We start from the raw sequence: 26705 nt of genomic DNA, 5'->3' as shown, positions 1-26705 counted from the left end.
CTGCCGGGCGGCGGACCCGCCTGGAGCTACGAGACTCGGACCATAACATTCCCGGCCGTACCAGTTCTCCTGGTGGTCGGCCGCGCCTGTACATGGCGAAGGCCCCGCCCGCCCGCTGAGAATGCGGGCTGGCGGGGCCTTCGGCCGTGGTGTCAGGCGGCGGCCGGGAGCAGGATCTTGCCGTCCTGCTTCGCGCAGCTGCCCCACTCGTTCGACGTGCTCACCTTCAACACGTACGCCCGCTTAGCGTCCAGACCAGTGAAAATCTTCGACAGCTTCGCGGTGGTCCACCCCGCCTGCGTCGTGCTCACCGAAGTGATCACCCTGCCGTCCGCGATCCGGACCAACTGCAACTGCGTCGTCACCTCGATCGACGGCGCCGCCAGATTGTCCGCCTTCGCACCACCACCGGACGCCACCAGGTAACCCCGCCACTGCGGCGCCGACATCTCAAACGTCGCCCGCGTCTTGTCCGCACCCCGGAACCCCCGCGCCTTGGTCACCACCGACGGCACCAGCGACTTCTCCGTCACCGCCACCTGCGCACCCTGACCCAGCGCGTCCTCCGCCCGCACCGAGATCCGGTACGTCGAGCACTTGTTCGGCGTCGACACCACCACCTGGAAACGACCACCCACCAGCGCCTGCGACGCCGGCACCACATACGAAGCCACCGTCGCGGACCCGTCGAGAACCTTCACCCGATAACGCGCGGCGAACGTCGTCGGCCTCCACGACACCACCGTCTGCGCCTCATTGACCGCCGACCGGACCTGCTGCACACCCATCGGGACGCCCGGCACCTGCGCCGCGGCCGCCGAAGCCGCCTGCGGAGCGGCCAGGAGAGCGCCGGCCAGGGCCACACCCGCGGTGGCGATCAGGCTCGACAGCTTCATGATTCAGTTCCCTTCAACGTCCCCGTTTTGCTGACAGGGGAAACGATGCCGGGCTTGATTCAACCGAAGCTCAAGTAGCTCTCTGTGTTCCCGCCAGTTAGGGAACCTGGCGTGGAAGCGCCCACGCTCCGACCTGGGAGCGTCACCGTACGGAGTTGGCGCCTCACCACCGGGGGTCGCACCTTCACTGTGAGTGAAGGACCGTCAGTGCTTCCAAGTCCGCGTACTGATGGATTTGACGTTGCCGACCTTGTCCCGCGCCCGCAGCTGGACCTTGATCTTCTTGCCGTACTTGGCGGTGTTGATCACGAACGAGTAGGCCGCCTTCGCGTCCGTCTTGGCGAGCTTGCCGTTGATCCACAGCTCCACCCGCAGGATGCCACTGCCCGCGTCGCTGGCGCTGGCCTTGACCGTGACCTTGCCCTTGACCCTCTTGTTGTTCGCCGGTCCGGACTTCCACTTCAGGGCCGGCGCCAGGTTGTCGGCGACCACGGTGCGGGTGTAGGCGGCCGAGTTCCCGGCCCGGTCGTAGACCTTCCACTGCAGCTTGACCACACCGTTGCGGCGGCCACTGTTGAACTTCACCGTGAACGGGGCGCTGTAGTCGCTACCGACGAATTTGCCGTCCGCGTACAGCGAGGCGTGGTCGATGCCGGAGCCGCCCGAGTTGTCGTGCACGCCTGTCGCGGTGACGGTGAGGGTGCCCCGGAACTTGGTACCGCCGGCAGGGGTGGTGCTGCCGATGGTGGGCGCGAAGCGGTCGATCAGCGTCACGACGGCCGCGTCCGCGCGGATCTCGCCGTACCGGACCCAGTTGCCGGGGCCCCGCGCCGTAATTTGCACCGCGTTCTCCACCGACCACGGATTGGCTGCCGGTTCGCGCGACTTCACCAGCGCGGCGACGCCGGACACCAGCGGGGTCGAGGCGGAGGTGCCACAGAACGTGCCGTACGCGCCGCTCCGGTTCTGCGCGGTCGTGCAGAACGGCGCGGCCACGTCGACCCAGCTCGGGCCGTAGTTGGAGCCGACGTCGCCGACCCCGGGGACATTGGTCACGAACCGGTTCCCGGCCGTGTCGGTGCCGCCGACCCCGATCACCCCGGCGTTGCCAGCCGGGTAGTTGATCTCCGGAAGCGCGTCGTTACCCGCCGCGGCGACCACCACGGCGCCCTTGGCGCGGGCGTAGTCGGTCGCCATCTGCAGCAGCCTGCTGGCGCCACCGGGGCCACCCAGCGACAGGTTGATCACCTTGGCGCCGTGGTCCGCGGCGTACACGATGCCGTCGGCGACGTCGTCGTCGAAGCCCAGGCCCTGGCTGTTCAGCACCTTCACCGGCAGGATGCGGCACTGCCAGCAGACACCGGCCATCCCGGCGCCGTTGTTGCCGCGTGCCGCGATGATGGAAGCGACCTCGGTGCCGTGGCCCTCGTCGTCTGACGGGTCGGCGTCGTCGTTCACGAAGTCCCAGCCCGGCAGCGTCGCGCCGGCGATGTCACCGACGGGGGTGACACCGGTGTCCACGACCGCGACCACGGTGCTCGCGGCACCCGTCGTGAACTGCCACGCGGCGGGCACCTGAATCTGCCCCAGCTCGCGCTGATCGGCGAAACGCGGGTCGTTCGGGGTCACGTCGAACTTGCTCACCTTGCGGTTCACCTGGACGAACGCGACGTTGTCGTCCGCCTGGAGCTTGGCCGTGATCCGGGCGACGTCGCCGGCCGGCACGGTGAGGGTGCGCGCCCGCAGCTTCGACGCCAGCCGCTGCGTGCCCTTGAGCCGGAGCCCGGACACGGCGAGGCGATGGGTCGCTCCCTCGAGACCGTCCGTGGAACGGAACCCGACGACCAGCCGGACCCCGCCCGCGTCCGCGCCCGCGTTCGCTGCGGGCGCCGCCGCGCCGATTCCCCACGCCAGCGCTGAGATCAGCAGCGCCGTCCCCATCCGATGGTTGCGCATTGTCGCCCTTTTCCCCGTACGCCCGACTAGGCGAGCCGTGTCGACCTGAAGCTCCGCCTGGCCGACGGTGCGCGGGGACTCTACCGGGAATCTGCGAGCATTCCGATCGACGGTGACGGAAGTGATACCTGTCCAGCCGCGACAGGTGCGATTGTCACCGCGGGTAGGCGCAGGGTCACGCCGCGATCACGGCGGCGTCCGTGGCGACCGGGCGGACGGCGGGCTGCGCGGGGCGCTCCCGGAACACGTGGCGCAGCAGCGAGTCCACCCGCCACACGTGGTCGGGCTCGGCCGCCCGGACGCGGAAGCGTTCCCGGACACCGTCGACCGCGGTGGCCGCGAGGTCGACCGTGTGCCGGCGCAGGTCGATGTTCCAGGTGACGTTGCTGAGGTGGCGCAGGTTCGCGTTGAGGTGCAGCCGCATCCGGCGCAGCACCCAGGTCTCCTGCGTGACCACCAGCCGGCGGTACGTGAGCAGCAGCAGGAAATCGCCGGACATGGCGTGCTCCGGGCGCAGGCAACGCGAGACCAGGATCGTGGCGTCGTCCGACTCGACACACCGGCGCAGGATCGGCATGTGCCGGCTCACGGTGGGAATGGCGACACCGGCTTCGGCGGCGGCGGGGAGGAACGTTCGGGAAAACACGTCCATGTGGCGTCTAACGGCGCCCCGGGGGCAAAGCTGCGGCCGATTCCCGATGAATACCGAATTACAGAATCTCGACGATCGTGGCGTTCGCCATTCCGCCGCCCTCGCACATCGTCTGCAGGCCGTACCGGGTTTCGGACTGTCGCATGTGGTGGAGCATGGTGGTCATGATCCGGGCACCGGAGGCACCGAGCGGGTGCCCGAGCGCGATCGCCCCACCCCGCGGGTTGAGCCGCGACGCATCGGCGCCGGTCTCCGCCAGCCACGCCAACGGAACGGGCGCGAACGCCTCGTTCACCTCGTACACCCCGATGTCGGCCAGGGTGAGACCCGCCCGCTCCAACGCCTTCGCGGTGGCCGGGATGGGGGCGGTCAGCATCATCACCGGGTCGTCCGCCGCCACCACCGCGGTGTGGATGCGGGCCAGCGGCCGCAGGCCGTGCGCCGACGCCCAGCGCGAGGTCGTCACCGCCAGCGCCGCCGCACCGTCGGAGATCTGTGAAGCCGAACCGGCGGTCACCACCCCGTCGGCGCGGAACGGGGTCTTCAGACCCGCCAGCTTGGCCAGCGTCGTGTCCCGGCGGATGCCCTCATCGCGGGCCACCGCACCGACCGGCACGATCTCGACATCGAACTCCCCCGCGTCCTGCGCCTTCGCCGCCGCGGCATGGCTGGCCAGCGCGTACTCGTCGAGCTGGGTCCGGGTCAGACCCCACCGCGAGGCCATCAGCTCCGCGCCGACGCCCTGGCTGAAGCCGTCCACCCCGTAGCGGGCGCGGACCGCCGGTCCGTACGGATCGCAGTCCTGGGCGCTGGAGCCCATCGGCACCCGGCTCATCGACTCCACCCCGCCCGCCACGACCAGGTCCGCCTGGCCGCTGAGCACGGTCGCGGCGGCGAAATGCACCGCCTGCTGGCTGGAGCCGCACTGGCGGTCCAGGGTCGTGCCGGGCACGGACTCGGGCCAGCCGGCGGCCAGCACCGCGTTGCGGGCCACGTTCCACGACTGTTCGCCGACCTGGGAGACGCAGCCCCAGACCACGTCCTCGACATCGGCCGGGTCGAAGCCGGCACGCTCGGCCAGGGCCCGCAGGACGTGGGCGGACAGGTCGACCGGATGGGTCTCCGACAGGCCGCCGTTCCGCCGGCCGACCGGGGTCCGCACCGCCCCGACGATCACCGCATCGCGCATACCGCCGACGGTACGCCCGGCTGTCATAGTGGGACCATGCCCCAGCGCTGGCATGTGAAGCCCGTCCTACCGGTCACCAAACTGCTCGGCGCGATCGCCGTGTGCGTACTGGTCCTGGCGTTCGGCCGCGACGACCCGGTGCAGTGGGTGCTGGCCGGGGTCACCGCGGCGGGCCTGTGCGGCTGGGCGCTGTCCGACCTGATCGCCCCGGTCCGGCTGGCGGCCGACCCGGACGGGATCACCGTCGTCACCGGCTTCGCCCGCCGTCGCCGCCTCGAGTGGGCCGCGATCGAACGGGTCCGGGTGGATCGCCGCCAGCGGCTCGGCCTGCGCAGCGAGTTGCTGGAGGTGGACGCCGGGGAGGCGCTGTACCTGTTCAGCGAGCATCAGCTGGGTGCGCCGCCGGACGAGGTGGCGCAGGCATTGGCCGCATGGCGTACCGGCGCGGCGGGTCAGAGCAGCACGGCGGTCCGGTAGAGGGCCAGGGCCAGCAACGCCAGCACGACCAGGGAGCAGCCGGCGACCTGGATCAGGGTGCGCCGGTTCTGGGGCGCGTACGCGAGAATCACCGCTACGACCGCACCGGTGGCGAGGCCGCCGAGGTGGCCCGCGACCGAGACGTCGGCCACCGCGAACGTGAAGACCACGTTGATGACGATGACCGGCAGGATCGGCGCGACGCTCAAATTCAGCCGTTTGAGGATGACGAAGAAGGCCGCCATGAGGCCGAACACCGCCGTGGAGGCGCCCGCGGTCATCTGGGCGGGCGCGGAGAACGCATACGCCGCGACGTTGCCGCCCAACCCCGCGATCAGGTACAGCGCGGCGAAGCGGGCCGGACCGAGCAGCCGCTCGAGCTCCCGCCCGAGGATCCACAGCGCGTACATGTTCATCAAGAGGTGCAGGACGCCGTAGTGCAGGAACATCGCGGTGACCAGGCGGTACCACTCCCCGGCCGCGATGCCGTGTACCGCGAGGTCGCCGGGCGGGCCGTAGATCGCGTAGCCGAGGACGGCCCCCCACTCGGTGAGCGGGGTGCTGCCCCCGAACAGGCCGCCCATCCCGCCACCGGCCACAGCGCCGGCGCCGCCGGTCGCGACCGACAGGATCATGACGGCGACGTTGACGCCGATCAGGGTCCGGGTGACCACCTCGGAGCCGCGGGTGACGCTGCCGCCGAAGGCGGTGCGTGCGGGCCGCTGACTCCGGCGGCCCTCCGCGATGCACTCCGGGCACTGGTGGCCGACCGATGCCTCGTTCATGCAGGAGGGGCAGATCGGCCGCTCACACCGCGTGCACCGGACGTAGGTCTCCCGCGACGGGTGGCGGTAGCAGACCGGGACCGTCGTGGGCACGTCACTCATGCCCACAACGGTACCCGGACGGGGTAATCAGCCCTCGACGCGCTCGATCTCCACTCGCTCGATCACGACGTCCTCGCGGGGCCGGTCGCCCGGGCCCGTGGGGGTGGTCGCGATCGAGTCGACGACCTTGGCGGACTGGTCGTCGGCCACCTGGCCGAAGATCGTGTGCCGCCGGTTGAGGTGCGGGGTCGGCGAGACCGTGATGAAGAACTGGGAGCCGTTGGTGCCCGGCCCCGCGTTCGCCATGGCCAGCAGGTACGGCCGGTCGAAGTGCAGCTCGGGGTGGAACTCGTCCGCGAACTGGTAGCCGGGGCCGCCCCGGCCGGTGCCGGTCGGGTCACCCATCTGGATCATGAAGTTGGGGATGACCCGGTGCGAGATCGTGCCGTCGTAGTACGGCCCGCTGCCCTTCTGGCCGCTGCGCGGGTCGGTGTATTCCTTGGTCCCCTCCGCGAGCTCCACGAAGTTGCGCACAGTCGCCGGCGCGTGATCCGGGAACAGCTGCAACCGGATCGGGCCGTGGTTGGTGTGCAGAGTGGCGTAAAGCTTCTGAGCCACGGGGTACTCCCGTCTGTAGGACAGTTCGTTGCGTAATTCGGATCCTGCCCCATGTGTCAGATCCGGATGCGCGGGGGTACCTGGGAAGGCAACATGGCCTAGAGATAACCCTCAGGAGGTGGGCACTGGTGTTCGCAACGATGCGCCGCAAGCGCCGCAACGCGACGATGAAGCAGGAACTCGGCCTGGGTGTCGAGCACTTCAAGCGGGCGGCCACCCTTGCCGCGCAGGAGACCAGCGCGACCATGGGGCCGAAGATCTCCGCCGCCCGGGACCGGGTGCACCCCGCCGCGACCAAGGCCCGGGACACCGCCACGACCAGCTGGGAGAGCACCTTGGCGACCCTGACGCCGGTGATCGCGGCCACGGCCGAGACACTGCGGCAGGCCGGCAAGGAAGGCTCGAAGGCGTCGCGCTCCGGCCGCCGGGGACGGCGCTCCGCGCGGATGAAGGGTAAGGCGAGGAGCCAGCGGTCGAAGCTGATCGGGCTGGCGGCGGCGGGTGTCGCGGTGGGGGCGGGCGCCGCCTACCTCACCCGGCGGCGCAAGGCCGCGCAATGGGACGAATACGACCCGGACCGTACGATGGCGGCCGCGGCCGAGTCGATCGGCGGGGCGGACGACGCCGCGTTCGAGCCGGTCGACCCGATGGCCGGCAAGAGCCCGATGACCGACCGCAAGACCGACACGGCGGGCCAGAACGGCACCTCCCCGCAAGGCCCGGAGGTGGCCCGGAGCGGCAAGCAGAAGTCGTGACCCTGGGGTCGCGGCCAGCTAGTTGCCCTGGACGTCACCCGTGCCCGTCCCGGTCGGCCGGGCACGGGTGACGTCCAGCGCTGGTCCCTGCGGCAGCAGCGCCACCAGTTGGGCCGGTACGGACTGCGGTGACACCCCGCCATAGCCGAGCTTGGCCAGCACCTCACGGTTCGCGACCGAATACCGGCGCCCGGTGTCGGTCACGATGCTCACCGTCCCGGAGCCGGCGGGCGCCGTGGGCGAGGCCAGCGACACGACCACCGCGCCCCGGCCGCGGGCCACATTCACCCAGTCGGCCTGCACCCCGCCCTCCACGGCCGCCGGGCCGGTCGCCTGGGTGCCCGCGGCGAAGGTCGGGTCGATCCGCAGCCCCGCGCCGTCGGCGCCCACCGGCAGGGTCATGCAGGCACTGCGTGCCGGCGCGGCGAGCTCGGGCAGCGTGGACGGCAGCGCGTTCGAGTCGCCGCGGTCGATGAGCCGGGTCTCGGACTGCGGCAGGTTGATGAACGCCGACCCGTCCAGGGACCCCTGGTTCGTCCCCTCGACGGTCTTCAGCAGCAGGGCCTGCACCTCGGTGATCGGGGCCGCGCCGTCGGCCAGCGCCACCTTCCACTGCTTGCCGTCCGTGAACAGCTGGCCGATGTCGGCGTCCGGCACCCCGGAGCGTTCGCCCCGGTTGTCGATCGACAGCGGCTTCAGGTCGGGGCCGAGCGGGATCGAGTTGATCCACGCCGCCGCCACCGGCCACGGCGTCCGGTCGCTCCAGTTGAACGCGCTGAGGACCGCGTCGTCCCGGTCGCCCGGGATCTGGAAGCGCCGGTTTCCGGCCACCAGGAAGGTCCGGCCGTCGGGATCGCTCACCAGCAGGCCCTGGGCGGGGCGGCCGTCGCCGGGCGCGGTGGCGAGCGTGCCGTCGGTCAGCCGCTCGCCGACCAGCAGGGTGCTGCGCGGGTCCTTGTCGCTGGCCGGGCCGCCGGTCGGCTGCGTGCAGATCGACCACGGCTGCACGAGCAGGTCGTCCGCGCCGGGCAGGGAGTCCGGGGCGTTCGGAATGCCCAGCGGGGCGCCCAGCTGCACCGCCGCCAGCCGCTCACGGGTGGTGGTCCGCAGTTCGGGGGTGGACGAGTTCGCGATGAGCAGCCCGGAGGCGTAGTTCAGTACCGGATGCAGCTTGTCGTCCGACTTGAGGTAGATGTACCGGGCGCCGGAGTCCTTCTCCAGGAAGACGACCGCCTCGTTGCGCGGGTTCTCGTTGCTCCGCCCGGTGATCAGGCCGTAGACCGCGGCGGCTCCCACCGCCACAGCGGCGATGACGAGGCTCACCAGCGCGGTCATGCCGGCCCGGCGCAGCGGCGAGCGGTGCGGGTCAGGGTCGTGCGTCACCAGCGCGGCAACGACCCGTTGCAGCGAGTACTGGTATGAGTGCAGCTGATCCTGACGCGACGGCACCCGGCCACTCTAGGGGGCGCGGCGCTCGCATGGGGGGCAGCGGCATGACCGAGCGCAGTGGGGCCACGCGGGCATGCCCGCCCGGCCCGGTCAGAGCCAGCCGTTGCGGCGGAACGCCCGGTACAGCAGGACCGAGATCAGCAACATGATCGAGACCACGACCGGGTAGCCGTACAGCCACTGGGTCTCCGGCATGTGCTCGAAGTTCATGCCGTACACGCCGGCGACGGCGGTCCACACGGTCGCGATGCCGGCCCACGCGGCGATCTTGCGCATGTCGTTGTTCTGGTCGACGGTCACCTGGGCGAGCCGGGCCTGCAGGATCGAGTTCAGCAGGTCGTCGTACGACGTGACCTGCTCGACCGTACGGGTGAGATGGTCGTGCACGTCCCGGAAGTAGCGGCGGATCTCCTTGGGCACCACCCGGCTCTGCGGTGCGGTGATCGTGGCCAGCGGCCGCTGCAACGGGACCACGGCCCGGCGGAACTCCACCAGCTCCCGCTTCATCTGGTAGATCTGCTGGATCGGGCTGCCGGTGCCGCGGGCGAACACCCGCTCCTCCAGGATGTCCAGGTCCGCCTCGACCTGGTCGGCCACCTCCAGATACAGGTCGACCACCCGGTCGGTGACCGCGTACGCGACCGCCCAGGGCCCGTGCTGCATGAGCGCGGCGCGCTCGGTCTCCAGTCCGGCCCGGACGGAGACCAGCTCGGAGGCGTCGCCGTGGCGCACCGTGATCACGAACTGCTCCCCCACGAAGACCATCATCTGGCCGGTCTCGACGATCTGGGAGGTCTCGGTCAGCTCGCTGTGCGGGACGTACCGGGCCGTGCGCAGCACCAGGATGTGCACGTCGCCGAACTGCTCCAGCTTCGGCCGCTGTTCCGCCTGCACCGCGTCCTCGACCGCCAGCTCGTGCAGGCCGTAGGTGCGGGCGATCGCGGACATCTCGGAGTCCGACGGCTGGTGCAGGCCGAGCCAGACGAACGCGTCGTCGCGGGAGCGTGCCAGCCGCAGTGCCGCGCTCGGGGAGTACTCGCCGGGCTCGCGCTTGCCGTCGACGTACACGCCGCAGTCGACCACCGCGCTGTCGGCGCACTGCTCGGCGCCCGGATCGGGGGAGTCCGCACTGCCGAGGAACCGGTTCATCGCCCGCACCGGGGCGGTCCAGGCCCGCGACAGCGACCGGTTGTTGCCGGTCGACCTGACCCGGCGCACGCTGCCATCGCTCATAACGCCTCCCCCTCCGCGCGTGACGGCCCGCCTGAGGCTACGCCAGCCCGGCGACGGCATCCGGACGCGCCGGTGGACCGGGGCCGCCGTGTCAAGGACGGGCGGCCCCGGGGCGGCGGTCGGAGGCGTCAGCCGCGGACTTCGGCGATCGCCGCGGCCAGGCGGCGTACACCCTCGTCGATCTGGTCCACGGTCACCGCCGAGTACGCCAGGCGTACGGAATGGTTCCCGCCGTCGAGCAGGAAGTCGCTGCCCTTGACGATCGCCACGCCCTTCGCGGTGGCCACCGGGAACAGCTTGTCCACGTCGATGTCGGAGGGCAGGTCCACCCAGAGGAAGTACCCGCCCGCCGGCTCGGTGAAGCTGGCGCCGGGGATGTGCGTACGGATCGACTCGGCCAGCACCCGGGCCCGCTCGCCCAGCGCCTCACTGACGGTCGCGATGGAGCGCTGGATGTCGCCCGACACGCAGAACTGGTGCACGATCGCCTCGGACACCATGCCGGGCGAGATGTACAGGTTGGTGGCCTTCTTGGCGATGGCACCGATCGTGTCCGCCGGGCCGACCAGGTAGCCGACGCGGACGCCCGGGCACACCGTCTTGGTGAAACTGCACGCGTGCACGACCACCCCGCGGGTGTCCAGCGACAGCATCGACGGCAGCGCCTCGCCACGGAACCGGATGTCCGCGTACGGGTCGTCCTCGAAGATCGTGAAGTGGTACTCGGCAGCCAGCTCCAGCAGGGCGTGGCGCTTCGCCAGCGACAGCGTCACGCCAGCCGGGTTCTGGTAGTTCGGGATGATGTGCGCCAGCTTGGGGCGTACCCCCGACTCGAGCAGGCGCCGCAGCTCGTCGACGTCGATGCCGTCCGGCTCGATCGTCACCTGGTGCACCTTGGCGCCCAGGTTCTGCAGGTTCAGCAGCGTCCGGTCGTACGTCGGCTTCTCCACCACCACCGCGTCGCCGGGCGTGACGAGGTGGTTGAAGAGGAACGCGTCCGCCTGCAGCGAACCGTTCGTGACGATCACCTGTTCCGGGGCGACCCCGTGCTTGTCCGCGATCCACTTTCGCAGCGGCAGGTAGCCGACCGACGTGCCGTACGCGGTCACCCCGGCCGGATCGGCCTCGAACGCGCGGACGGCCGCGGCCTTGAGCCCCTCGACATCGACGATGTCCAAGGAGGGGGCGCCACGGGCAAAGGAGATCAGCTGCTCAGCGGTCATACCGCTCAGCTTACGAGGCCGCTCTATACAATTTTCGCGTGCCCGGACCCCTACCGCTTCGTGTTGCCGGTGCTGTCGTCGTCGGCGCCGACGGCCGATTTTTCTTTCTCAAACGACCCCCGCAGCGAAAGCTTTTCCCGAATACCTGGGACATCGTCGGGCAAGAACCGGCAGGTGGACGACGGAATGGTCAGGCGTATCGCCGAGGACGGATTCGCAGTGCTGGCTACGCTCGGTAGCTGACACGCCGCTATCCTCGTCGTTCGACACCCCTGCTGTGGAAGGAACCCCATGATCGGTCTGGTACTCGCCGCCGGCGCCGGGCGCAGGCTGCGCCCGTACACCGACACGCTGCCGAAGGCGCTCGTCCCCGTGGACGGGGAGACCACGATCATGGACATCTCGCTGCGCAACCTCGCCGCGGCGGGCCTGACCGACATCACGGTCGTGGTCGGCTACTGCGCGAACGCGGTCGAGGAGCGCAAGGACGCCTTCGAGCAGAAGTACGGCGTCAAGCTCACCCTCGTGCACAACGACAAGGCCGAGGAGTGGAACAACGCGTACTCGCTGTGGCTGGCCCGCGACCAGTTCGCCCAGGGCGCGCTGCTGGTCAACGGCGACACGGTCCACCCGGTCAGCGTCGAGCAGACCCTGCTGGCCAACCGTGGCCCCGGCATCCTGCTGGCCATTGACAACGTCAAGAAGCTGGCCGACGAGGAGATGAAGACCGTCTTCTCCCCCGAGGGGCAACTCACCAGGATCACCAAGCTGATGGACCCGGCCGAGGCGTTCGGCGAGTACATCGGCGCCACGATCATCGAGGCGGAGGCCGCCGCGGGCCTGGCCGACGCGCTCAAGGCGACCTGGGAGCGCAACCCCGACCTCTACTACGAGGACGGCTACCAGGAGTTCGCCAACCGCGGCGGCGAGGTGCGCGCGGCCACCATCGGCGAGGTCGCGTGGGTCGAGGTCGACAACCACGACGACCTGGCCAAGGCACGGGAGATCGCATGCCGCTACTAGCCCGCAGCGTGCAGACCCCACTGCACATCCACGTACGCCGCGGCGCCGTCGCCGACCTCGGCCACATCCTGGCCGACGGACGGATCTCGGCAGGCGGCGACGTGGCGGTGGTGGTCGGCCCCGGCCAGGGCGAACGCATCGCGGACCTGATCCGCCCCTCGCTGGGCTCCGCGGACGTCTACACCACCGCGGGCGGCACGGTCGACGCCGCGCTGGAGCTGGCCGCGAAGCTGCGCACCCGCTCGTACGACGCGGTGGTCGGCATCGGCGGCGGCAAGACCATCGACGCGGCCAAGTACGCGGCCAACCGGTGGGGCATGCCGATGGTGTCCGTGGCCACCAGCCTCGCCAACGACGGCATCGCCTCCCCCGTCGCCAGCCTCGTCAACGACGGCATCAAGGGCTCGTACGGGGTGCACATCCCGTACGCGGTGATCGTCGACCTGGACTTCGTGGAGAACGGCCAGGAACGGGTCAACCGGGCCGGCATCGGCGACGTGATCAGCAACATCAGCGCCCTCGCCGACTGGGACCTGGGCCGCGAGGTGCGCGGCGAGCCGTTCGACGGGCTGGCCGCCTCGCTGGCCCGGATGGGCGCCGAGGCGATGCTCACCCACCCGGGGGACATGAACGACGACGGGTTCGTCACCGTCCTCGCCGAGTCGCTGATCTCCAGCGGCCTGGCCATGGCGGTCTGCGGCAGCAGCCGCCCGTGCAGCGGGGGCTGCCACGAGATCGTCCACGCCACGGACACCCTGTTCCCGGGCACCGCCTCGCACGGCGAGCTGGCCGGGCTCGGCGCGCTGTTCTGCACGTTCCTGCGCGGCGACGAGCGGCGCTTCGCCCAGATGGCGCAGTGCCTGGCCCGGCACGGGCTGCCCCGTACCCCCTCGGATGTGGGCCTGGACGCGGAGCGCTTCGTGGAGGTCGTCGAGTTCGCCCCGCGGACCCGCCCCGACCGCTACACGATCCTGGAACACCTGGCACTGTCGACCGACGAGATCCGCCGGAAGCTGGCCGAATATGACGACGCCCTCGCACAGCGCTGACCCGACCCGGACTCCCCCGGCCGCGGCGCCCACCGCGGCGGACTACTACGCGGTCAACCGGGGCGGTGGACTGTTCAGCGAGGCCGTCAGCCAGCGGCTGGGCGCGCGCATCTCGGTGGCCGCGCACAAGCGCCGCCTCGCCCCGACCGTGCTCACCGCCGCAAACCTGGGACTGAGCTGCCTGGTGTCGTTCGTGGTGGTGGCCGCGGCGCACCGGGTCGCCACCGGCGCGGTGTGGGCGTGGCCGATCGGCCTGCTCGCGCTGGTCGGCTGGCAGGCCGCGTACGCATTGGACTGCGCGGACGGGCAGCTCGCCCGCGTCACCGGGCAGACCAGCGCGGCCGGGGCGCGGGTCGACGTCCTGTGTGACGTGGCCGCGCAGATCTCCCTGGTCGCCGCGCTCTCCGCGACCGCCGCGGCGCAGGTCCCCGCGACGCCCGCGTGGCTGCTGGCCGCGTTCGCGGGCACCTGGATGGTCAACCTGGTCACCTCGGTCATGCAGAGCGGACCGCAGGCGGCCAGCATGGTGACCAGCACGTCGCTGCCGGTCCGGGTGATCAAACTGGTCCGCGACTACGGCGCGGTGATCGCCCTGGCGGGCGTGGTGCTGACCGTGGCGCCGCAGTGGACGGTCTGGCTGGTCGCCGCGTTCACCCTGATCAACGGCGCGTTCCTGGCCGCCAGCATCGCGTTCAGCGGCCGGGCCGCCCTGCGCGGCTGACCCGGGCCGCACCGCTCACCGCGATGTGCGGCCGGAGGCCGCCGCCACGTCGCGGTAGATCTCGATCAGCCGCGGGGTGAGCACATCCGGGTGGAACTCCTGGACGTAGCGCTTGCGGGCGTCCGATGCCAGCGCCGCCGCCTGCGCGCGGGCGGTCGGCAACGCCTCGGCGAGCGCGGCGACCTCCGGCGCCACCGCCCAGCCGCCGATCGGTCCCGGCTGTCCGGCCCCCAGCGGGTGCTGTCCGGCCCCCAGCAGGTAAGGAATCCCGCCCACCGCCGTGCCCAGCACCGGGCGGCCCGCCGCCATGGCCTCCAGGATCACGGTCGGCAGCACGTCGTTCCAGGTCGGCACGGCCACGACCACCGCGGCGGCACGCCGCGCCGCGACCATCCCGGCGGAGTCCAGCACCCCCAGGTACGTGACGTCGCCGCGCTCCGCGGCGGCCCGCTCCGCCAGCGGCCGCAGCTCGCCGTCGCCCGCGATGCGCAGCTCGCCCAGCGCCCCGTCCGGATGCCGCCGCCAGGCCTCCAGCAGCAGGCCCAGACCCTTCTCCGGGGACAGTCGGGCGGCGTACAGGAAACCGTCGCCGAGCGGATCGGGCTCGCCCGGGTCCGGCAGGCCGTTGGGCTTCACCACGATCTGCGGCTCGGCGATGCCGTAGTCGCGCAGGTGCTCGGCGATCCGGTCGGTCAGCGCGATGTAGCGGTCCACGGAACGCCACGTCGGCCGGTGCACCGCCAGCGCGGTGGCCAGGATCGCGCTCTGCGCCGCCGAGCCGCGGTAGCAGCGGTGCCGGACCGCGGGCCAGCCGATCACCTTGCCCCGGCAGTCGGTGCAGTTGTGCCCGTCCCGGAAGTACAGCCCCGACGAGCACACCTGGCGGTAGTTGTGGACCGTCTGCACCACCGGCACCCCGTGCGCGTGCGCGGTCCGCACCACCCACGGCGACAGCAACGGGTACGGGTTGTGCAGGTGCAGCACGTCCGGCCGGTGCTCGGCCAGCAGCGCCGCCAGGTCCCGCTGGGCGGCCCGCCCGTAGATCGGGGACACCGGCAGCAGCGCCTTCTCGGCGGCGGGCAGCTGCCCGATCGAGTCGGAGCTGCGCTGGAACGGCAGCACCTCCACCCCGGCCGCCGCGAGCTGGGCCATCTCGGTGTCGACGATGACGTTCTCGCCGGACGGGATCGCCTCCCGGTACCGGTTGTGCGCAACCACGACCTTCACGTGGGTAGACGCTACATTCGGGGGGTGCCGGAACTTCCCGAGGTGGAGGCGCTCGCCGCGTACCTGCGCGAGCGCGCGGTCGGCCACGCCGTGCAGCGCTTCGAGGTGGCCTCGTTCAGCGCCCTGAAGACCTACGATCCCGCGCCGGGCGCGGTGGCGGGCCTGACCCTGACCGGGGCCGGGCGCCACGGCAAGTTCCTCGACGTGCACCTGGGCGACGAGGTTCACCTGATCGTGCACCTGGCCCGGGCGGGCTGGCTGCACTACCGCGACGCGTTCAAGTCCGCGGCGCCACTCAAGCCGGGCAGCGGGCCCATCGCGATCCGGGTACGCCTCGACGACGGCTCCGGCTTCGACCTGACCGAGGCGGGCACCCAGAAGTCCCTCGCCGCCTACCTGGTCCGCGACCCGAACGAGGTACCCGGCGTGTCGCGGCTCGGCCCGGACGCCCTCGCGGTCGGGCCCGAGGAGTTCGCGCAGCGGCTGCGCGGCCGCAACGGGCAGGTGAAAGGGGTGCTCACCGACCAGGAGGTGCTGGCCGGGATCGGCAACGCGTACTCCGACGAGATCCTGCACGTGGCGAAGCTGTCGCCGTTCGCGCTGACCGGCAGGCTCACCGACGACCAGATCGCCACGCTGTACGCGGCGATGCGCGCCGTGGAGACCGACGCTGTCACCCGATCGGTGGGTCAGCGCGCCGCCGAACTCAAAGGCGAGAAGCGCGCCGGGCTGCGGGTGCACGCCCGGACCGGACTGCCCTGCCCCGAATGCGGCGACACCGTACGCGAGGTGTCCTTTGCCGACAAGAGCCTGCAGTACTGCCCCACCTGCCAGACCGGCGGCAAGCCGCTCGCCGATCGGCGCCTTTCCAAGCTCATCCGATAGCACGCCCGCCCTCACGCAGCGTGGCTATCGCCCGAAGTTGGTCTCCGCGAGAGAAAGCGGGCACAACGTCCCCTTCTCCAGGCCCGATCCATCGGTATAGTGGCCCGGTCCCACGCGTTGTCCGCGGCGCGGCCGGGGCCGGCGACCCGTCGGCACCGGACTGCCCGTGGCGGTGCGTAATGTTCTCCGGGGTCGCCGGTCACGTCGCCGGCCCGCCGGGAGGCCCGTACGGCGTCTCCCGGTCCCCGAAACGTCGGCGGGCGGTATGAGTTGCGGGAGGACGTAGGCGAGGTGACTGCGAGCCTCCATCGCCCGGCGCCCGAGAGCAGCCCGGCGCCCAAGAGCAGCCGGAGCGGCATGCCGTACGACAGCTTCGAGTGGCAGCAGGACCCACACCCGACCAACGGCGTGCCCCGGTCGGCGTGGACCCGTTCACACCGGCGGTTGTCGCGCTGGCACCGGCCGTACACGATGATCCTGGTCCTGCTCGACTTCGCCTCCGCGCTGCTGGCCAGCTACCTGGCGGTCCAGACGATCGACATCGACCGGGTGAGCGCCGGCTTCAACGGCGAGAAGCAGACCTTCTATCTGGCCGCCTACCTGCTGCTGCCCCTGGGCTGGCTGATCATCCTGTGGGGCAACGGCAGTTACGACCGCCGCTACCTGGGCCTGGGCAGCGAGGAGTTCAAACGGGTCGTCCGTGGGTTCGTCACGGTCGTGGCCGGGGTGTCGCTGCTGGCGTTCGCCACCAAGACGCAGCTGTCCCGCGGCACGGTCGCCGCGGTCAGCCTCAGCGCGCTGCTGTTCATCCTGGTCTGCCGCTACACCGCCCGGCAGATGCTGCACGTGGCCCGGCGACGCACCGGTCACGGCGCGCACCGGATGATCCTCGTGGGCACGCTGCCCGAGGCGCTCGAGGTCTACACCGCGGTCACCCGCAGCCCCGCGGCCGGGCTCATCCCGGTCGCCATCCATCTCACCGACGGGTACGGCGCCGCCCGCGGCATCGAAACCCCCGTCCCGGTGTACGCGGGCCGCGACGTGCTGTCGCTGGTGCGCGAGGTCGGCGCGGACACGATCGCGGTCTGCGGCTCGGCCAGCGCCGAGCCCGGCGAGCTGCGCCGCCTCGCCTGGCAGCTCGAGGGCACCGGCGTCGACCTGGTCGTCGCGCCGCAGCTCACCGACATCGCGGGCCCGCGGGTGCACATCCGCCCGATCGAGGGCCTGCCGCTGCTGCACGTCGAGGAGCCGACGCTGTCCGGCCCCGGCTGGCTGGCCAAGAACCTGCTCGACCGGGTCGCCGCCGCGTTCGGCCTGCTGCTGCTCAGCCCGGTGCTGCTGTTGGTGGCGCTCGGCATCCGGCTCTCCGACCCCGGCCCGGTGTTCTTCCGCCAGCCCCGGGTCGGCCACGAGGGCCGCACGTTCCGGGTGTGGAAGTTCCGGACCATGTACGTCGACGCCGAGGAGCGCAAGGCCAGCCTCAAGGAGCTGGAGCTCAACGAGACCGACGGCATGCTGTTCAAGATGAAGGAGGACCCGCGGGTCTTCTCCTTCGGGCAGAAGCTGCGGGCTTCCTCCCTCGACGAGCTGCCCCAGCTCATCAACGTCCTCAAGGGCGAGATGTCGCTGGTCGGGCCGCGCCCGCTGCCCGCCGACGACGGCGACTACCTCGGCGACGTCCGGCGCCGGCTGCTCGTGCGCCCGGGCATCACCGGGCTGTGGCAGGTCTCCGGCCGTTCCGACCTGTCGTGGGACGAGGCGGTCCGGCTCGACCTGTACTACGTCGACAACTGGTCGCTGACCTACGACCTGGCCATCATGTGGCGCACCATCTGGGTGGTGCTGCGCCGCAAGGGCGCGTACTGACCACCACCGCACCGCCGGGCGGCTTCGGCCGTCGGCGGTGACGGCACAGCTCATCAAGATCTGCTCGCGAGGCAGCGACGGCGGGCGATCCCTGCGGACGCCTGGCTTTTTGTGGTGCGGGACGACAGGATCTGCTGCGTGGGCACGCGGATCGGCACGGTGGGGGCGGTGCTGGCCGTCCTCGTCGGGCTGCTGGGCGCTGTGCTGGCCGTGGTCCGGCTGCGGGCCAGGCGCGGCGTCGCGACCGCCCTGCAACGGGCCACCTACGAGGTGCTGCACACCGCCGCGCTGGCCGCCGAGCCGCTGCGCACGGCGCGCAGTGCCGAGCACCCGGGGCTGACCCCGGCGGCGGCGGGCAAGGCGGCCCGACATCTGCGTACGCTGATCGGCGCGGTCGGCCTGGCCATCGCGGACGCGCGGCGGTGCCTCGCGTTCGACGGGCGCGGCGAGCACCACGGCGACCAGCTCACCGCCGCCGCCCGGCGTGCCGTCCGGACGGGTCGGTCCATCGTGCTGTCCAGCGCCGACCTGCCCTGCGACCGGGTGGACTGCGTCGTGCGCGGCGCGGTGGTCGCCCCGCTGGCCGGGCCGGACGGGCGGGCCACGGACGCGCTGGTGGCGGTCGCCGCCGACCAGCCGGCTCCCGGGTTCGTACAGGCCACCCTGGAGGTGGCGCGCTGGGCCGGGTCGCAGCTGGCACTGGCCGAGCTGGAGTCGTCGCGGGAACGCCTGGCCCGGGCCGAGGTACGGGCGCTGCGGGCGCAGATCAGCCCGCATTTCATCTACAACGCGCTGACCGCGATCGCCTCGTTCGTCCGGACCGACCCGGAGCGGGCGCGGGAGCTGATCCTGGAGTTCGCGGAGTTCACGCGGTACTCGTTCCGGGCGCACGGGGAGTTCACCACGCTGGCCGAGGAACTGCGCTCGATCGACCGCTATCTGACGATCGAACGGGCCCGCTTCGGTGACCGGCTCCAGGTGCGGCTGCAGATCGCGCCCGAGGTGCTGCCGGTCGGCCTGCCGTTCCTGTGCCTGCAGCCGCTGGTGGAGAACGCGGTCCGGCACGGCCTGTCCCGCAAGCCGGGTGTCGGCGTGGTGAGCATCGAGGCCCGCGACGCCGGGGCGGAATGCCACATCACGGTCGAGGACGACGGCGTCGGAATGGACCCGGCCACGCTGACCGGGGATGCCGCCGCGGTGGCTGACGGCGGCGCGGACGACGCGGGCCAGCACGTCGGGCTCTCCAACGTCGATGAGCGGCTGCGCTCGGTGTTCGGCGATCACTTCGGGCTGGTGGTGGAGACCGCGCCCGGGGCGGGGACGAAGGTGAGCATGCGGGTGCCGAAATTCCACCCGCAGGTGCGGGCGTGAGCCGCCTCGTGGTGCTCGCGGTCGACGACGAGCCGCCCGCGCTGGACGAGCTGGCGTACCTGCTCACCACGGACGGGCGAGTGTCGCAGGTGCACCGCGCGGGGGACGCGACCGAGGCGCTGCGGGTGCTGCGCGACACCGAGGTGGACGCGGTGTTCCTGGACATCCGGATGCCGGGGCTGGACGGGATGGAGCTGGCCCGGCTGCTGCACCGGTTCGCGCGGCCCCCGGCGATCGTGTTCGTGACCGCGTACGACGACGGCGCGGTGGACGCCTTCGACCTCGGGGTCACGGACTACGTCCGCAAGCCGGTCCGCGCCGAGCGGCTGGCGGAGTCCCTGCGCCGGGTGGCCGGGCGGCGCGCCACGCCCGTCGCCCCCGCGGCGGCCCAGGTGGACGAGCCGAGCATCCCGGTCGAACTGGCGGGCACGACCCGGATGCTGCCGCGGTCGGCGGTGCGCTGGGTGGAGGCGCAGGGCGACTACGCCCGCCTGCACACCGCTGACGCCTCGCACCTGGTCCGGGTCCCGCTGGCGACGCTCGCGGAGCGCTGGGCGGCGGCGGGCTTCGTCCGGATCCACCGGTCGTACCTGGTGCAGTTGCGGCTGGTCACGGAGCTGCGCCTGACCCAGTCCGGGTACGTGGTGTCCGTGGACTCGGTGGAGCTGCCGGTCAGCCGCCGGCACACCCGCGAGCTGAAGGACCGCCTGATCCGGGCCGCCAAGCACGACTGGACCCGTTGACCCACGCCCGCCTCCACAGGGTTGTCCACACCCTCGGGCGGGTTTTCCCCAGGGTTATCCACAGGGTCGGCGTCCTGGTCACCCTGTCCGCGCCAAGCGGCGGCCGATCTCCACCATTCGTTCACAACGCCGCCCCCCGGCCTGCACGGATGATCAATAGGCTCCTCATCCGAGGTCGGCGGGCACGGGGGACGCCGGTCTTGCACCGCCCGCGCACGATGCGGGGGCGGAACGGAGGGCGACGTGGAGACTACGGTGCAGCGACGGATCCTCGTGGTCGAGGACGAGCGGACCATCGCCGATTCGGTCGCGGCGCGGCTGCGGGCCGAGGGGTACGCGGTGGAGGTGGCCGGGGACGGCCCCGCGGCGGTGGCGGCGGCTCGGCGTACCCCGCCGGACGCGATCGTCCTGGACGTCATGCTGCCCGGCTTCGACGGCCTGGAGGTGTGCCGCCGGGTCCAGGCCGAGCGCCCCGTGCCCGTACTGATGCTGACCGCTCGCGACGACGAGACCGACCTGCTGGTCGGGCTCGCGGTCGGCGCGGACGACTACCTCACCAAGCCGTTCTCGATGCGGGAGCTGGCCGCGCGGGTGCACGCCCTGCTGCGCCGCGCCCAGCGCAACGCCGACCGGGCGGGCGCCGCGCCCCTGTGCCTCGGCGACCTGGAGATCAACCTGGCGGAACGGCGGGTCCGGCGCGCCGGGGCCGAGGCCCACCTGACCCCGACCGAGTTCGACCTGCTGGCGCACCTCGCCCAGCATCCCCGGACGGTGCTGCCCCGGGAGCGGCTGCTGTCCGACGTGTGGGGCTGGGCCGACGCCTCCGGCACCCGGACGGTCGACAGCCACATCAAGGCCCTGCGCCGCAAGCTCGGCGCCGACCTGATCCGCACGGTGCACGGCGTCGGCTACGCCCTCGAGGTGACCCGGTGAGGCTGTGGCGGCCACTCGACCCCGTACGGTCGATCAAGGCGAAGTTGTCCCTGGCGCTCGGCTTCGCGGGCGGGGTCGGGCTGCTGGTGTTCTGGTGGAGCATCGACTTCATGCGTGTGGAGCTGTCTTGGCTCGCGATCGCGGTGGCGCTGGCGCTGGTCACGCTGCAGGTGATGGCGCACGGGGCGACCGTGCCGCTGCGCGAGATGACCGTGGCGGCCCGGGCGATGGCCCGCGGCGACTACACCCGCCGGGTGCGCACCCGGTCCCGCGACGAGGTCGGGGAGCTGGCCACCGCGTTCAACCAGATGGCCGCGGACCTGGCGGCCGCGGACCAGCACCGGCGCGAGCTGATCGCGAACGTCTCGCACGAGCTGCGTACGCCGATCACCGCGCTCCAGGGCCTGCTGGAGAACATCGTGGACGGGGTGGCCGAGGCCGAACCGGAGATGATGCAGACCGCGTTGTCGCAGACCCAGCGGCTCGGCCGCCTCGTCGCCGAGCTGCTCGACCTGTCCCGGCTGGACGCGGGCGTGGTCCCGCTGGCCGGCGACCCGATCGACGTGGCGGACCTGCTCGCCGACGTGGTGCGCGAGGCGACGGTCAACGCGACCGGCGCGGGCCGGGAGGTCCGCTTCGCGGTGTCCGCTCCGAACGTCGTGATCCAGGGGGATCGTGAGCGGCTGCACCAGGTCTTCGCCAACCTGCTCGACAACGCCGCCCGGCACAGCCCCGCCGGTGGCACGGTGACCATCCGCGCCGAACGCCGCTCGGCCACCCCGTCGACGGCCGGTGGGCCACCCTTGGCCGCCGAACGCCGGGCAGGGCATCTGCTGGTCGCCGTAGCCGACGAGGGCGACGGCATCCCACCCGCGGAGCGCGAACGGGTCTTCGAACGGTTCACCCGCGGCGAACGCGCCACCGACGGCGGCACCGGCCTCGGCCTCGCGATCGCTCGTTGGGTGGTGCAGTTGCACCAGGGCACGATCGCGGTCGTCGACCCGGCCGGAGGACCCACGGCCGGGCGGGCGGGACCCGGCTGCCACATCCACGTGACGCTGCCACTGCAGCCCGCTTGACCAGGAGATCAGTGTGCCCGAAACACCCAAGCCACCGTCGCCGGCGCGCCCGCCCGCGCCGACCCAGACCACGCCGAGCCAGACCACGCCGAGCCAGACCGCGCCGAGCCAGACCGCGCCGAGCCGGACTCCGTCGAACTGGGGCCCGCCGACCATGTCTCCGCTGCACGGGCCCTGGGTCCCGGCGTCACTGTGGGGGCGCCGCTGGGCCGGACCGGGACGACCCGCCTCGCCGGCGACGCTGCTGGCGATCGTGGTGGCCGCCGTCGTCGCCGCGCTCAGCCTCCCGCTCGACCGGGGCGGCGTGGGATGGATGGTCACCGCGGCGATCGGCGTGACGGCGCTGGTGGTGGCGCGGATCGCGCCGTACCCGCTGGCGGCGGGGGCTCCCCAGCCGCTGGTGTCGTGGCGCGCCCCCACGCTGGCACCGTCCCGGTACGCCTGGTCGGTGGCCACGGTGCTGCTGCTCTCCGCCGGGACTCTGCGGGCCGCGGGCTGGCTGTTCGCACTGTGCGTACTGACCGCCGTGGTGACCAGCGCGCTGGCGGTGGCGGGGGGCCGGTCGCTGCGCGGCATGGTGGTGGCGACGGTGCTGGCGGCGTTCTCGGTGCTGCGGGCGCTGCCGTGGGTGGCCCGGGGGCTGGCCCGGATCCGGCGCGGCGGCACGGGCGGCTCCGGCATCCGGGTGGTGGCGACCGTGGCCGTGTCGGCCGCTCTGCTGGTGGTCTTCGGCGCGCTGTTCGCCTCGGCGGATGCGGCGTTCTCCCGGATGCTGGACTCGATCGTCCCGGACATGCGCGTGGACACCGTGGTGCGGTGGTGCTTCATCTTCGCGGTGACGGCGGGGCTGCTGTCCGGGGCGGCATACCTGCGTGCCGCGCCGCCCGATCTGTCCGGCTGGGACCGGCCCGCCACCCGCACCGTACGCCGTCTCGAATGGGCCGTTCCACTGTGCCTGCTGGTCGCGATGTTCGCGGTCTTCGTGGCCGTGCAGCTGGCGGTGCTGTTCGGCGGCGCGACCCACGTGCTGACCACCGAGGGCCTCACCTACTCGGAGTACGCCCGCAGCGGCTTCTGGCAGCTGCTCGTGGTCACCGGGCTGACCCTGCTCGTGCTGGCCGGGGCGGCCCGGTGGGCGCCGCGGGACAGCCGTACCGATCGGGTGCTGATCCGGGCCGTGCTGGGTGCGCTGGCCGCGCTGACCCTCGTGATCGTGGCCTCGGCGCTGCACCGCATGGACCTGTACGCGGACATGTACGGCCTGACCCGGCTGCGGGTGCTCGTCTCGCTGTGCGAGCTGTGGCTGGGTGTGGTGTTCGTGCTGGTGCTGGTCGCCGGGGTGCGGCTGCGCGGCGCCTGGCTGCCCCGGGTGGCGGTCGGTGCCGGGGTGTTCGCGCTGCTCGGCCTGGTCGCGGCGAACCCGGACGGGCTGATCGCGGACCGCAACGTCGACCGGTTCGTCCACAGCCATCGGATCGACACCTGGTACCTGTCGACGCTGTCGCCGGACGCGGTCCCCGCGCTGGACCGGCTGCCCCAGCCGGAACGCGACTGTGCCCTGGGCCCGATCGCACGTCGCCTGAACGCCGACCCGGACGACTGGCGCGGCATGAACTACGGGCGCTTGCGCGCCCGGGATCTCCTCGCCACCCGCCCGGCCGCACCGGACCACTCCTGCCCCACGCCCTACGCGATGGACTAGACCGCACTGTCCTCATCGGACCCGGCAGTGTTCATTCTCCCGAGGTCGAAGGCCCGCAGCAGGGTTTCCGCAGCGTCTGATGTGAGATGGCGGTCAGCCGCGCGAAGTCGATGTGCGTGCATGATCGTCAAACACCTATGCTTTCCCCGCCGGGGACCACTCCGGCAGCTCACTTCCGATGGAAACGGGGACTTCGTGCTGCTGCATCACACCTGGGCCAAGCGTGCTCTCACCGTCGCCGCCGGCGCGGCCTTGATCTTCGGCGCCAGCCCCATGCCGGCCCAGGCCGCCGTCACCCTCGCCACCCCCGGTGCGATCACCTTCTCCACCACCGGCGCGGTCGGCGAGGCCATGACTGACGGCACCACCTCGGGCCACCTGCTCAACTACGACCTCTACGCCAGCGATCCGCTGGAGGACGGCCACTGCGCCCGCTGGCAGCGCAAGATCGGAAACGGCGACTGGACGTGGATCGGAAGTTCCTCGTGCGGGGCGCGGAAGAAGGTTGCCGACGGCGTCGGCAAACTGCACTACATGTACCGAATCTGCCGGACCGGCGTCGGTAACTGCTCGCGGGCCGACGAACTGCCGTAAGCCCGATCCGTCGGGCGATCTTGTCGCCGGCGTGCCCGCTGCGGCAGCGGGCACGCCGGCGACGTGCGGGCCCTTTCGCATCCGCGGTCTTGACAACTGCCGGGCAGTCGCCAGACTGCGGGCATGGCCGGCGATGAGGCGCGGAGCCAAGACACCGCCGACGTGCAGCGACGCGTCCGGGTCGTGCTGGGCGAGGTGGCGTCCCGGCGGGCACCCGCCGACCGGGCGCGAACCGATCTCGCCGAGCAGACCCCGGTCGGGGAGGCGCTGGTCAAAGGGTTGATGCGGGCGCAGTTGGCGCTCGCCCTGCGACTGTCGCTGGTCGTGGTCGCCGGGCTCGGCTCCCTGCCGCTGCTGTTCGCGGTGGCCCCGGCCGTCGGCACGGCGAAGGTGCTCGGGATCAACCTGCCCTGGCTGCTGCTCGGGGTCGGCTCGTTCCCGTTCCTGGTCGCGGTGGGCTGGGCGTACGTGCGCTTCGCGGAGCGCAACGAGCAGGACTTCACCGCGGTGATCCGCAGGCCCGAGCCGTGAACCCGTACGTCGTCCCGGGGCTGGTCCTGGTCGTGCTGGTCACGATCGGCATCGGCGCGTACGGCCTGCGCGTCGCACGCACCACATCGGATTTCCTGGTGGCGTCGCGGTCGGTCAGCCCGAGCTGGAACGCGGCCGCGATCGGTGGCGAGTACCTCTCCGCCGCTTCCTTCCTTGGCGTGGCCGGGCTGATCCTGCGCTACGGCGTCGACGTGCTCTGGTATCCGGTCGGCTTCGCGGCAGGCTACCTGGCGTTGCTGCTGTTCGTGGCGGCCCCGCTGCGCCGCTCGGGCGCGTTCACCCTGCCGGACTTCTGCGAGGTGCGGCTCCGCTCGCCGATGGTGCGTCGCCTCGCCACGATCTTCGTCATCTTCATCGGCTGCCTGTATCTGGTGCCGCAGTTGCAGGGCGCCGGCCTGACCTTCACGACCGTCACCGGTGGCTCGTACACCTGGGGTGCGGTCGTGGTGGGACTGGTGGTGACGGCCAATGTGGCGCTGGGCGGGATGCGGGCGATCACGTTCGTGCAGGCGTTCCAGTACTGGCTGAAGCTGACCGCCCTGGCCGTACCGGTGATCTTTCTGGTGTTGCAGTGGCAAACGGACGGACGGCCCGCGGTCACTCCACCGACGGGCCCGGTCTTTCCCGCGACGACGACCGTCGAGATTCACCACGACGCGGTGTTGCATGTGGACGGTGCGATCAGGACGGTCCACAGTGGCGGCTCGGTGACTTTCGCGGCTGGAGATCCGGTGCCGGAAGTGAGCATCGTGGATGAACGCCGGGGCGACGACTGGCTGCTGCCCGGGCGGCAGGGCGGCCTGTTCGTCACGTACTCCCTGATCTTGGCCACCTTCCTGGGCACGATGGGCCTGCCGCACGTTCTGGTCCGGTTCTACACCAACCCCGACGGCGCCTCGGCCCGGCGCACGACGCTGGTGGTGCTCGGCCTGGTCGGCGCCTTCTACCTGCTCCCCACGCTGTACGGGGTGCTGGGCCGGATCTACGCCCCCCAGTTGCTGATGACCGGCCGCACGGACGCGGTGGTGCTGGTGCTGCCGGAAGCCGCCCTGGGCTCGGGCACGCTGGGCCGGTTGCTCGGCGCGCTGGTGACCGCCGGGGCGCTGGCGGCGTTCCTGTCCACCTCGTCGGGCCTGCTGACCAGCGTCGCCGGGGTGGTGTACACGGACGTGCTGCACGCGGACCGGGGCGGCTCGGTGCGTGACTTCCGGCTGGCCACCCTGCTGTCCGCGGCGCTGCCACTGACCCTGTCGGTGTCGGTGGCGAACCTGGACGTCTCCCGGGTGGTGGGTCTGGCGTTCGCGGTCGCGGCGTCCAGCTTCTGCCCGCTGCTGGTGCTGGGCATCTGGTGGCGGCGGCTCACGGATGTGGGCGCGGCGGCGGGGATTCTGGTCGGCGGCGGCGCGGCGATGACGGCGGTGCTGGTGACCGTACTGGGGCCGCCGCTGCACGGCTGGGCCGCCCGGCTGGTGGGCCAGCCCGCGGCGTGGAGCGTGCCGCTGGCGTTCGCGGTGATGGTCATCGGGTCGCTGCTGACCGCTCGGCGGGTGCCCCGCGATGTGGGCGCGACCATGCTCCGCCTGCACGCTCCGGAGTCACTTCGCCTCTAGCAGCGCTCACCACCAGGACCTTAAATAACTTTAAGTAACCTGAACTGAACCCCGCGACCCGGCCGTCCCGTACCT

At 71.8% G+C, this 26705-nt stretch carries 25 protein-coding genes; 15 read left to right on the top strand and 10 right to left on the bottom strand.

Annotated features, from left to right (window positions below; all coding sequences use genetic code 11):
- Window positions 1-152: 152 nt before the first annotated feature.
- From ACMCNO_RS01655 to ACMCNO_RS01640, 4 genes are all read right to left on the bottom strand, one after another.
- Window positions 153-896, bottom strand: a complete 744-nt coding sequence (locus tag ACMCNO_RS01655; RefSeq protein ID WP_412747661.1) for a hypothetical protein — start codon at window positions 894-896, stop codon at window positions 153-155.
- Window positions 897-1100: 204 nt separating this feature from the next.
- The gene (locus tag ACMCNO_RS01650) at window positions 1101-2837 is read right to left on the bottom strand and encodes a S8 family serine peptidase (RefSeq protein WP_412747660.1); all 1737 of its coding nucleotides are present in this window, start codon (window positions 2835-2837) and stop codon (window positions 1101-1103) included.
- 190 nt (window positions 2838-3027) lie between these two features.
- Complete coding sequence (locus ACMCNO_RS01645; protein ID WP_412747659.1) at window positions 3028-3504, bottom strand: hypothetical protein; 477 nt, start codon at window positions 3502-3504, stop codon at window positions 3028-3030.
- A 58-nt stretch (window positions 3505-3562) separates the two neighbouring features.
- Window positions 3563-4693, bottom strand: coding sequence for an acetyl-CoA C-acyltransferase (locus ACMCNO_RS01640; RefSeq protein WP_412747658.1), 1131 nt, complete (start codon window positions 4691-4693; stop codon window positions 3563-3565).
- Between the two features lie 36 nt (window positions 4694-4729).
- Here ACMCNO_RS01640 and ACMCNO_RS01635 point away from each other — a divergent pair, with 36 nt between their 5' ends.
- Window positions 4730-5170, top strand: a complete 441-nt coding sequence (locus ACMCNO_RS01635) for a PH domain-containing protein (protein WP_412747657.1) — start codon at window positions 4730-4732, stop codon at window positions 5168-5170.
- Here ACMCNO_RS01635 and ACMCNO_RS01630 read toward each other — a convergent pair.
- Window positions 5146-6057 carry a rhomboid family intramembrane serine protease gene (locus tag ACMCNO_RS01630; protein ID WP_412747656.1) on the bottom strand — a complete coding sequence of 304 codons (912 nt, stop codon included), beginning with the start codon at window positions 6055-6057 and terminating at the stop codon, window positions 5146-5148. The genes ACMCNO_RS01635 and ACMCNO_RS01630 overlap by 25 nt on opposite strands.
- Window positions 6058-6084: 27 nt before the next feature.
- The gene (locus tag ACMCNO_RS01625; RefSeq protein ID WP_412747655.1) at window positions 6085-6615 is read right to left on the bottom strand and encodes a peptidylprolyl isomerase; all 531 of its coding nucleotides are present in this window, start codon (window positions 6613-6615) and stop codon (window positions 6085-6087) included.
- Window positions 6616-6743: 128 nt separating this feature from the next.
- Between ACMCNO_RS01625 and ACMCNO_RS01620 the strand changes: the two genes are divergently transcribed.
- Window positions 6744-7370 carry a hypothetical protein gene (locus ACMCNO_RS01620; protein WP_412747654.1) on the top strand — a complete coding sequence of 209 codons (627 nt, stop codon included), beginning with the start codon at window positions 6744-6746 and terminating at the stop codon, window positions 7368-7370.
- An 18-nt stretch (window positions 7371-7388) separates the two neighbouring features.
- Here the strand turns inward: ACMCNO_RS01620 and eccB are convergent, their stop codons facing one another.
- The 3 genes from eccB to ACMCNO_RS01605 form a co-directional block, all read right to left on the bottom strand.
- Entirely contained in the window at window positions 7389-8819 is a 1431-nt protein-coding gene (eccB, locus tag ACMCNO_RS01615; RefSeq protein WP_412747653.1) for a type VII secretion protein EccB, read from the bottom strand.
- Window positions 8820-8909: 90 nt separating this feature from the next.
- Window positions 8910-10052: a magnesium/cobalt transporter CorA gene (gene corA / locus ACMCNO_RS01610; RefSeq protein ID WP_412747652.1), complete on the bottom strand. Its 1143-nt coding sequence runs from the start codon at window positions 10050-10052 to the stop codon at window positions 8910-8912.
- Window positions 10053-10180: 128 nt separating this feature from the next.
- On the bottom strand, window positions 10181-11275 hold the full coding sequence (locus ACMCNO_RS01605) for a PLP-dependent aminotransferase family protein (RefSeq protein WP_412747651.1): 1095 nt from the start codon (window positions 11273-11275) through the stop codon (window positions 10181-10183).
- 291 nt (window positions 11276-11566) lie between these two features.
- Here ACMCNO_RS01605 and ACMCNO_RS01600 point away from each other — a divergent pair, with 291 nt between their 5' ends.
- From ACMCNO_RS01600 to ACMCNO_RS01590, 3 genes are read left to right on the top strand one after another with little or no spacing between them, the layout of a single operon-like run.
- On the top strand, window positions 11567-12298 hold the full coding sequence (locus ACMCNO_RS01600; RefSeq protein ID WP_412747650.1) for a sugar phosphate nucleotidyltransferase: 732 nt from the start codon (window positions 11567-11569) through the stop codon (window positions 12296-12298).
- On the top strand, window positions 12286-13347 hold the full coding sequence (locus tag ACMCNO_RS01595) for an iron-containing alcohol dehydrogenase family protein (protein WP_412747649.1): 1062 nt from the start codon (window positions 12286-12288) through the stop codon (window positions 13345-13347). Before ACMCNO_RS01600 ends, ACMCNO_RS01595 begins: the two co-directional genes overlap by 13 nt.
- The gene (locus tag ACMCNO_RS01590) at window positions 13322-14068 is read left to right on the top strand and encodes a CDP-alcohol phosphatidyltransferase family protein (RefSeq protein WP_412747648.1); all 747 of its coding nucleotides are present in this window, start codon (window positions 13322-13324) and stop codon (window positions 14066-14068) included. Before ACMCNO_RS01595 ends, ACMCNO_RS01590 begins: the two co-directional genes overlap by 26 nt.
- Window positions 14069-14083: 15 nt before the next feature.
- Here ACMCNO_RS01590 and ACMCNO_RS01585 read toward each other — a convergent pair whose 3' ends face one another.
- Complete coding sequence (locus ACMCNO_RS01585) at window positions 14084-15295, bottom strand: glycosyltransferase (protein WP_412747647.1); 1212 nt, start codon at window positions 15293-15295, stop codon at window positions 14084-14086.
- Window positions 15296-15319: 24 nt separating this feature from the next.
- Between ACMCNO_RS01585 and ACMCNO_RS01580 the strand changes: the two genes are divergently transcribed.
- The 10 genes from ACMCNO_RS01580 to ACMCNO_RS01535 all read left to right on the top strand — a co-directional run bounded on the left by ACMCNO_RS01580 (window position 15320) and on the right by ACMCNO_RS01535 (window position 26630).
- Complete coding sequence (locus tag ACMCNO_RS01580; RefSeq protein ID WP_412747646.1) at window positions 15320-16180, top strand: Fpg/Nei family DNA glycosylase; 861 nt, start codon at window positions 15320-15322, stop codon at window positions 16178-16180.
- Window positions 16181-16537: 357 nt separating this feature from the next.
- Entirely contained in the window at window positions 16538-18046 is a 1509-nt protein-coding gene (locus ACMCNO_RS01575) for a sugar transferase (RefSeq protein WP_412753580.1), read from the top strand.
- A gap of 150 nt (window positions 18047-18196) precedes the next feature.
- Complete coding sequence (locus tag ACMCNO_RS01570) at window positions 18197-19417, top strand: sensor histidine kinase (RefSeq protein ID WP_412753579.1); 1221 nt, start codon at window positions 18197-18199, stop codon at window positions 19415-19417.
- A complete protein-coding gene (locus ACMCNO_RS01565) occupies window positions 19414-20160 on the top strand; it encodes a LytR/AlgR family response regulator transcription factor (RefSeq protein ID WP_412747645.1) in 747 nt (248 codons plus the stop codon). Before ACMCNO_RS01570 ends, ACMCNO_RS01565 begins: the two co-directional genes overlap by 4 nt.
- 243 nt (window positions 20161-20403) lie before the next feature.
- Window positions 20404-21093, top strand: a complete 690-nt coding sequence (locus tag ACMCNO_RS01560; protein WP_412747644.1) for a response regulator transcription factor — start codon at window positions 20404-20406, stop codon at window positions 21091-21093.
- Complete coding sequence (locus ACMCNO_RS01555; RefSeq protein ID WP_412747643.1) at window positions 21090-22172, top strand: ATP-binding protein; 1083 nt, start codon at window positions 21090-21092, stop codon at window positions 22170-22172. Before ACMCNO_RS01560 ends, ACMCNO_RS01555 begins: the two co-directional genes overlap by 4 nt.
- Before the next feature lie 13 nt (window positions 22173-22185).
- The gene (locus tag ACMCNO_RS01550) at window positions 22186-23874 is read left to right on the top strand and encodes a DUF4153 domain-containing protein (protein WP_412747642.1); all 1689 of its coding nucleotides are present in this window, start codon (window positions 22186-22188) and stop codon (window positions 23872-23874) included.
- A 195-nt stretch (window positions 23875-24069) separates the two neighbouring features.
- A complete protein-coding gene (locus ACMCNO_RS01545) occupies window positions 24070-24468 on the top strand; it encodes a hypothetical protein (RefSeq protein ID WP_412747641.1) in 399 nt (132 codons plus the stop codon).
- A gap of 123 nt (window positions 24469-24591) precedes the next feature.
- Window positions 24592-24999 (top strand): DUF485 domain-containing protein, encoded by a 408-nt coding sequence (locus ACMCNO_RS01540; RefSeq protein ID WP_412747640.1) that lies wholly within the window; start codon window positions 24592-24594, stop codon window positions 24997-24999.
- A complete protein-coding gene (locus ACMCNO_RS01535; protein ID WP_412747639.1) occupies window positions 24996-26630 on the top strand; it encodes a cation acetate symporter in 1635 nt (544 codons plus the stop codon). The genes ACMCNO_RS01540 and ACMCNO_RS01535 overlap by 4 nt, the downstream gene beginning before the upstream one ends.
- The last annotated feature ends 75 nt before the right edge of the window (window positions 26631-26705 follow it).

It is taken from the genome of Krasilnikovia sp. M28-CT-15 (assembly GCF_047159595.1).
GTDB lineage: Bacteria > Actinomycetota > Actinomycetes > Mycobacteriales > Micromonosporaceae > Actinoplanes.
The sequence above is the reverse complement of the archived record's forward strand: the minus strand, read 5'-3'. Positions and strand labels throughout refer to the sequence as shown.